At 72.2% G+C, this 6,611-nt stretch carries 8 protein-coding genes; 1 reads left to right on the forward strand and 7 read right to left on the reverse strand.

Annotated elements, in window-relative coordinates; all coding sequences use genetic code 11:
• A partial coding sequence (locus E1281_RS35630) for a phosphotransferase (protein ID WP_165959249.1) occupies positions 1–325 on the forward strand: 325 nt, incomplete at its 5' end.
• Here E1281_RS35630 and tsaD read toward each other — a convergent pair.
• The 7 genes from tsaD to alr all read right to left on the reverse strand — a co-directional run bounded on the left by tsaD (position 322) and on the right by alr (position 6,504).
• Positions 322–1,356, reverse strand: coding sequence for a tRNA (adenosine(37)-N6)-threonylcarbamoyltransferase complex transferase subunit TsaD (gene tsaD / locus E1281_RS35635; RefSeq protein WP_207943693.1), 1,035 nt, complete (start codon positions 1,354–1,356; stop codon positions 322–324). The two genes, E1281_RS35630 and tsaD, sit on opposite strands and share 4 nt — an antisense overlap.
• A complete protein-coding gene (rimI, locus tag E1281_RS35640) occupies positions 1,353–1,823 on the reverse strand; it encodes a ribosomal protein S18-alanine N-acetyltransferase (RefSeq protein ID WP_131884111.1) in 471 nt (156 codons plus the stop codon). Before rimI ends, tsaD begins: the two co-directional genes overlap by 4 nt.
• Before the next feature lie 20 nt (positions 1,824–1,843).
• The gene (tsaB, locus tag E1281_RS35645) at positions 1,844–2,524 is read right to left on the reverse strand and encodes a tRNA (adenosine(37)-N6)-threonylcarbamoyltransferase complex dimerization subunit type 1 TsaB (RefSeq protein WP_131884106.1); all 681 of its coding nucleotides are present in this window, start codon (positions 2,522–2,524) and stop codon (positions 1,844–1,846) included.
• Positions 2,525–2,559: 35 nt separating this feature from the next.
• Positions 2,560–3,708 (reverse strand): hypothetical protein, encoded by a 1,149-nt coding sequence (locus E1281_RS35650; protein ID WP_131884107.1) that lies wholly within the window; start codon positions 3,706–3,708, stop codon positions 2,560–2,562.
• A 129-nt stretch (positions 3,709–3,837) separates the two neighbouring features.
• The gene (tsaE, locus tag E1281_RS35655; protein ID WP_279433682.1) at positions 3,838–4,299 is read right to left on the reverse strand and encodes a tRNA (adenosine(37)-N6)-threonylcarbamoyltransferase complex ATPase subunit type 1 TsaE; all 462 of its coding nucleotides are present in this window, start codon (positions 4,297–4,299) and stop codon (positions 3,838–3,840) included.
• A gap of 5 nt (positions 4,300–4,304) precedes the next feature.
• Positions 4,305–5,372 (reverse strand): alpha/beta hydrolase, encoded by a 1,068-nt coding sequence (locus E1281_RS35660; protein ID WP_131884108.1) that lies wholly within the window; start codon positions 5,370–5,372, stop codon positions 4,305–4,307.
• Between the two features lie 7 nt (positions 5,373–5,379).
• Positions 5,380–6,504: an alanine racemase gene (alr, locus tag E1281_RS35665; RefSeq protein WP_131884109.1), complete on the reverse strand. Its 1,125-nt coding sequence runs from the start codon at positions 6,502–6,504 to the stop codon at positions 5,380–5,382.
• Between the last annotated feature and the right edge of the window lie 107 nt (positions 6,505–6,611).

Genomic DNA, 6,611 nt, shown 5'->3' on the forward strand with positions numbered 1-6,611 from the left:
CATCCACCGCGACTACCACGCCGACAACACGCTGTGGTCCTACGGCAAGCTCACCGGCATCGTCGACTGGTCCGACACCTCGTCCGGCCCCATCGCCGTCGACATCGCCCGCATGCGCCGCGGCCTGGCCCTCTGCTACGGCCCCGAGGTCGCCGACCGCTTCCTGTCCGCCTTCGACCAGGTCTCCGGCGGCTACACGCACGACCCCTACTGGGACGTCCGCACCCTCCTGGACCTCCTCCCAGAAGACGACACCCGCCTGCTGGACGAAGCCGAAGCCCCCCTATACGAGGACTACCTGGCCCCCCTCCTAGCCCAGTGCTAGAGGGTTACCGACTCGATGGGGAGGCTGGAGTCGGCGGGGAGTTGGAGGTCTGAGGGGGCGGCTCCGGAGGCGACCAGTTCCGAGCCGAGGGCGGCGACCATCGCGCCGTTGTCGGTGCAGAGCTTGGGACGCGGGACCCGCAGCCGGACGCCGGCGGCCTCGCAGCGTTCCGCCGCCAGGGCCCGGAGCCGCGAGTTGGCGGCGACGCCGCCGCCGATCAGCAGGTCGTCGACGCCGTTGTCCTTGCAGACCTTCAGCGCCTTCTGCGTGAGAACGTCCACCACGGCCTCCTGGAAGGACGCCGCCACGTCCGCGACCGGCACGGGCTCCCCGGCGCGCTCCTTGGCCTCGACCCAGCGGGCCACCGCCGTCTTCAGGCCGGAGAACGAGAAGTCGTAGGTGCCGTCCTTGTACTTCCCGCGCGGGAACGCGATCGCGGCCGGGTCGCCGTCACGGGCCATCCGGTCGATGACCGGGCCGCCGGGGAAGCCGAGGTCAAGGACGCGGGCGACCTTGTCGAACGCCTCGCCGGCCGCGTCGTCCACCGTCGTGCCGAGCGAGCGGACGTCGCCCGCCACGTCCGGCACCAGCAGCAGCGAGGAGTGGCCGCCGGACACCAGCATCGCCACGCACGGCTTCGGCAGCGGGCCGTGTTCGAGCTGGTCGACGCACACGTGCGCGGCCAGGTGGTTGACGCCGTACAGCGGCTTGCCCAGCGACAGCGCGTACGCCTTGGCGGCGGCCACGCCGACCATCAGCGCGCCCGGCAGGCCCGGCCCGGCGGTCACCGCGAACGCGTCGACGTCGGTGAACGCGACCCCGGCGTCCGCCAGCGCACGCTCGACGGTCGGCGCCATCGCCTCCAGATGCGCCCGCGACGCGACCTCGGGCACGACGCCGCCGAACCGGGCGTGCTGGTCCACGCTGGAGGCGATCGCGTCCGCCAGGAGCGTGTGCCCCCGCACGATCCCGACGCCGGTCTCGTCGCACGACGTCTCGATGCCGAGCACCAGCGGCTCGTCCCGAATCACATGCTCTCCTTGGTGAAGCCCATGGGCGGACGGGTGCGGAGCTTGCGGCACATGACGATCGCGTCCACGTCCGAGGGCTGGTAGTACCGTTTGCGAATGCCGACCTCGTCGAAGCCGAACCGCTCGTAGAGGCGGCGCGCCCCGTCGTTGTCGGCGCGCACCTCCAGGAACACCGACTCGCTGTTGCGGCGGGCGGCCTCGTCCAGCAGCTCGGTGAGCAGCGCGGCGCCGATGCCGCTCCCCCGCTGGTCGTCGCGGACGCCGATGGTCTGCACGTCGGCCTGCCCGCCGGCCGCGGCCAGGCCCGCGTAGCCGACGATGTCGCCGCCGGACGCCTCGGCGACGACGTAGTGCCGCGTCCGGGGCTGGTCGGCGAGCTCCGCGCCGAGGAGCTCCTCGCTCCAGGCGTCCTCGGGGAAGAGAACCTGCTCCAGGCGGTGGACGGCCGGCAGGTCCGCGCCGGTCATCACCCTCAGGGACACGCCGCTCACGCCCGCGTCACCTTCTTGCGCGGGCCCGGCTCCTTGGCGTCCGGCCTGCGCATGTAGAGGGGCTCGGGCGGCAGGAGGGCGGGCCCCTTCACCCCGGCCAGCCGCGCGACGGTCAGCTCCGCGAGGGCGCCGGCGGTGGGCAGCAGCGGCTCGTGGTCCGAATCGCCGAAGACGTCCGGGTAGATGGCCGCGCCCTCACCCACGACGGGAAGCCCAGGGGACGCCCCGTCCAGCACATCGGACGGCGGCCCCACGGCGGGCGCGGTGGCGCGCACGCGGTACGAGTCGTACCGCGCCCAATAGAGCTCCTTGCGCCGGGCGTCCGTGGCGACGGCGAACGGTTCGGCCCTTCCGGTGGCCCACGCGATGACGTCCAGGGTGCAGACACCGTGAACCGGGATGCTGAGCGCCTCGCCCATGGAACGGGCGGTGACGAGCCCGACCCGCAGCCCCGTGTAGGGCCCCGGCCCGACGCCTACGGCGATCGCGCTCAGGTCGTTCGGCGCGGCCCCCGCCTCCGCCATGACCCCAGCTATGGACGGGGTGAGCAGCTCGGTGTGCCTGCGCCGGTCGACCGCCTCGGCGACGCCGCGCGGCACGGCGCCCTCACCCGGCGTCCACTCGTACAGCGCCACGGTGATCGCGGCGGTCGCGGTGTCAAAAGCCAAGACCAGCACGGGTTGCAAGCCTACAGGTCAGGTGCGCGTATGGCTCACGACTGGTCGAGACCCTGGATCGCGGCCTTCGCGACCTCGATGGCGCCGTCGGTGGCGGCGCCGGCGGACAGCGGGTCCCCGTCGTCGGAGCCGGAGTAGTGGATGGTGATGAGGACGTTGCCCACCCGGACGTTGCCGATCGCCTCTCCGGCGCCCTGCCCGTCGTCGACGCTGTAGACGACGTAACCGTCGTCGCCGACGTCGTCGAGGCGCTGCTTGTCCGTGAGTTCCTGGCCTGCCAGGAGGGACTTCCCGGACTCGTCGGCGGTGCGTTCGGCGGTGAACGTGCCGGTCGCGGCGGCGATCGCCGTCTGACCGCCCTTGGCGGCGATCGCGCGGAGCTCAAGGGTGAGCTGGCGCTTGCTCTCGCCCGCGTAGGCGCCCCACACGCACGCGTTCTGCCTGTCGCTGCCCTGGTAGTTGTCGGCCTCGTTGCGCTCGGAGTCGGGCGCCAGCCTGTCGATGACGTCCTGGCCGACGATCGTGCAGGAGTCGGGGACGGCGGAGCGCTCGCCCTTGTTCTGGGTGCTCTCGCCGGCACCGCTGCCGACGACCTGGCCGGCGTCCTCCTCACCGCTCGCGCCAAGGCCGTTCAGGATGACGAACGCGGCGAGGGCGCAGCCGCAGACCGCCGCCGCGGCGGCGCCGAGGATGACGCTCCAGCGCCTCCCGGCGCGGCGTTCGCGCACGACGCGGTGGCTGCCGGTGCGGTAGCCGCCGCTGCCCGCCCGGTACGAGCCGCTGCCCGTCCGGTATCCGCCGCTGTCGGTGCGGTAGCCGCCGCTGTCGGTGCGGTAGGCGCCGCTGCCCGTGCGGTATCCCCGGTCGTCGCGGCCGTACTGGCCGCTCCCGGCCCCGGTCTGGTAAGGACCGGTCTCCCTCTGGTACGGGCCGCTACCTGATTGCCCGTAACAGTATTCACCGCCGGACTCGTAGCCCCCGGACTCGTACCCCTCGGACGCGTAACCACCGGACGTGTGACCGCCGGGCTCCGAGGAACGACGGGACTCATGGCCTGGGTACGGCGCGCCTTCGTCGCCGCCCACGCCGTATCCACCGCCGTCCCGCCGGTAACCGCCGCCCTGGCCACCGTCCGAACCGCGGTAGCTGTCGCGGCCGCTGCCGCTTCCATGGCTACCACTCACCGGATCCCACTCCTGCTTGCGGAAATCGATATGTCGCTAGCTGAGGAACGTTCGGGCAAAGAGTACGACATGTCGCCGTAAAGTGGTCCATCCGGACTTACAAAAAGCGAAGAAGTTGTCCGAACCTAGTCATCCTGCACTGAGTACCAGGTCGGACCAGCGATGACCGACCCCGACGATCCTTACACCGCGCTCCTCTCCGGAGCCGTCCGCGCGAGAAATGATCATTTCTAGGCGGTCCTCGGCGAGGCCCTCCGCGAGCCCTTCTCCCCATTCCACGATCGTCACCGATTCGTCGAGGGAGGCGTCGAGATCAAGGTCGTCAAGTTCGGCGAAACCGCCGAGCCGGTAGGCGTCCACATGGACGAGCGGGGGCCCGCCCGCCAGCGCGGGGTGCACCCGCGCGATCACGAACGTGGGCGAGGTGATCGGACCCCGGACCTTCAGGCCCTCGCCTATGCCCTGAGTGAGCGTCGTCTTGCCCGCGCCCAGGTGGCCGGTCAGCACGACCAGGTCGCCCGCACGGAGCTGCCCGGCAAGGCGAACACCCAGGTCACGCATCTCTTCCGCGGTGGGGACAGTGAGAGATATCACGTTCACGCGGTGCGCTCCTCCTCCTGACTCGGCCGGACGCGCTCGACCAGCCTGCGCAGGCCGCCGGTCACCACGCCCGGGTACTCCAGCGGCAGCACGTGCCCGGCCTCCTCCACCTCGACCAGCTCGGCGTCCGGCAGCGCCTCGGCGATGCGGCGGGCGTGCACGGCGGGGGTCAGCCTGTCCTGCCCGCCGGCCAGCACCAGCGTCGGCACGCTTCCGAGGACCTCGAGGCAGGCGACCTTGTCGTGCGCCATCAGCGCCGGATAGAACTCGGCGATCACGTCGATCGGCGTGGCCCTGATCATCTGCTCGAGGAAGTCGACCACGGTCGGGCTCACGTGCTTGTCGGCGAAGGCCATCTTCCGGGTGACGACGAACGCCAGGTCGGCGCCCAGCCCGCGGGCGCGTTCCACCAGCTCGGCGCGGCGGCCGAGGCCGCGCAGCGTCCGGGGGGCCAGCGGCCGGACGACCTTGGCCAGCACCAGCGGCAGCCCCAGCGTCATCTCCGCCAGGTCCCCGCAGGAAGTGTTGATCAGAGCGACCCCCACGACCTGCCGTGCGAACAGCTCGGGATGCCGGTCCGCCAGCGCCATGATCGACATTCCGCCCATGGAGTGCCCGGCGAGGACGACCGGCCGGTTCCGCCGGACGGTGGCCCTCAGCACGGCGTACAGGTCGTCGCCGGTCTGCTCGATCGTCGCGTCCACGGGGTCGCTCCGGCCGGAACGGCCGTGGCTGCGCTGGTCCCAGAACACCATCCGCAGCGATCCTTGCAAGTCACGGCGCTGGTAGTGCCAGGAATCCTGGTTCAGGGTGTAGCCGTGGCAGAAGACGACGGTCAGGTCGGCGTCGTCGGGGCCGTCCACCTCGACGTGCAGCGGGAGACCGTCGGAGGCGGTGACGGTCAGCTCCCGGCCGCGCAGCTCGCCGAACGGCTCGCCGGCGTCCGGATCCGGCCGCAGCCGCACCCGGCCGACCACGGCCTGGCGCACGCCGACCGCGGCGCCGACCCCGGCGCCCGCGACGGCCCCGGCGACGCCGAGCCTCCGCCTGCTCCTGCTGTCCATCGATCTCCTACAGCGCCCCTCCCGGGTACGCCCTCGGTACCCGGGACCCGATGCGGGTGACGATCTCATAGGAGATCGTTCCCAACGCGTCCGCCCACTCCTGCGCGGTCGGCTCGCCCCGGTCGCCGGGCCCGAACAGAACGATCTCGTCCCCCGCCGCGAGCGGGTCGTCGCCGACGTCGATGACGAACTGGTCCATGCAGACCCGCCCGGCGATCGTCCGGCGCCTACCGCCCGCGAGGACCTGGAGCAGGTTGGAGCCGTGCCTGGGGATCCCGTCCCCGTACCCGGCCGGCACCAGGGCCAACGTCGTGTCCCGCTTGGTGTGGTACGTGTGACCGTACGACACTCCGCTGCCTGCTGGGACCCGCTTGACCAGAGCCGCGTCCGCCACGAGCGTCATCGCGGGACGCAACCCGAACGTGCCGGCCGCCGGTACGGGCGTCAGCCCGTAGACCGCGATCCCCGGGCGCACGAGGTCGAACCGCGCCTCGGGCGCGGTCAGCGTCGCCGCCGAGTTCGACAGATGCCGGACCTCGAACCGCGCCCCGGCCTTCTCCGCGTACTCGACCATCTCGGTGAACGCGCCGATCTGCGCCGCGACCGAGGGGTGGCCCGGCTCGTCCGCGCAGGCGAAGTGCGACATGACCCCGGCGACCCGGACCCGCCCCGCCGCCTCGGCCTTCAGCGCCGCGTCGACCAGCGACTCCCAGTCCGCGCCCAGGACCCCGCCCCGGGACATGCCCGTGTCGGCCTTGAGGTGGATCCGCGCCGTCCGCCCCGCCCGCTCCGCCGCGGCGAGGATCTCGTCCAGCAGCCACACCGCGCCCACGGTCAGATCGACGTCCCGCGCGACCGCCTCCTCGAACGGCTCGCCGGGCACCCCGAGGCACACCAGCGTCCGGACGGCGATACCCGCGTCCCGCAGCCGCAGCGCCTCGGCCAGCTTCGCGACGCCGAGCCACGTGGCGCCGCCCGCGAGCGCGGCCCGCGCGCCCTCGACCAGCCCATGCCCGTAAGCCTCGGCCTTGACCATGGCCATGACCTCGGCGCCCCCCGCCCGTTCACGCAGCACCGCGACGTTCTCGCCGATGGCACCGAGATCGACGAGCGCCTGCGCAGGAACCCTCATATTCACAGTGTGCCGTGCTCGTTCGCAGTGTTCGTGGCTTTGGACGCTCGGGGCGTTCGCTCGTGCACCGGATGTCAGGCGATGGTGCGAAACGCGGCGGGGAGGGC

The sequence above is a fragment of the Actinomadura sp. KC345 genome (assembly GCF_004348515.1).
Classification (GTDB): Bacteria; Actinomycetota; Actinomycetes; order Streptosporangiales; family Streptosporangiaceae; genus Spirillospora.

Bases quoted from the DNA above. Each gene is read 5' to 3' on its own strand.
- rimI (WP_131884111.1), bottom strand. From the start codon at position 1,823: ATGACCGGCGCGGACCTGCCGGCCGTCCACCGCCTGGAGCAGGTTCTC.
- E1281_RS35660 (WP_131884108.1), bottom strand. From the start codon at position 5,372: ATGGACAGCAGGAGCAGGCGGAGGCTCGGCGTCGCCGGGGCCGTCGCG.
- alr (WP_131884109.1), bottom strand. From the start codon at position 6,504: ATGAGGGTTCCTGCGCAGGCGCTCGTCGATCTCGGTGCCATCGGCGAG.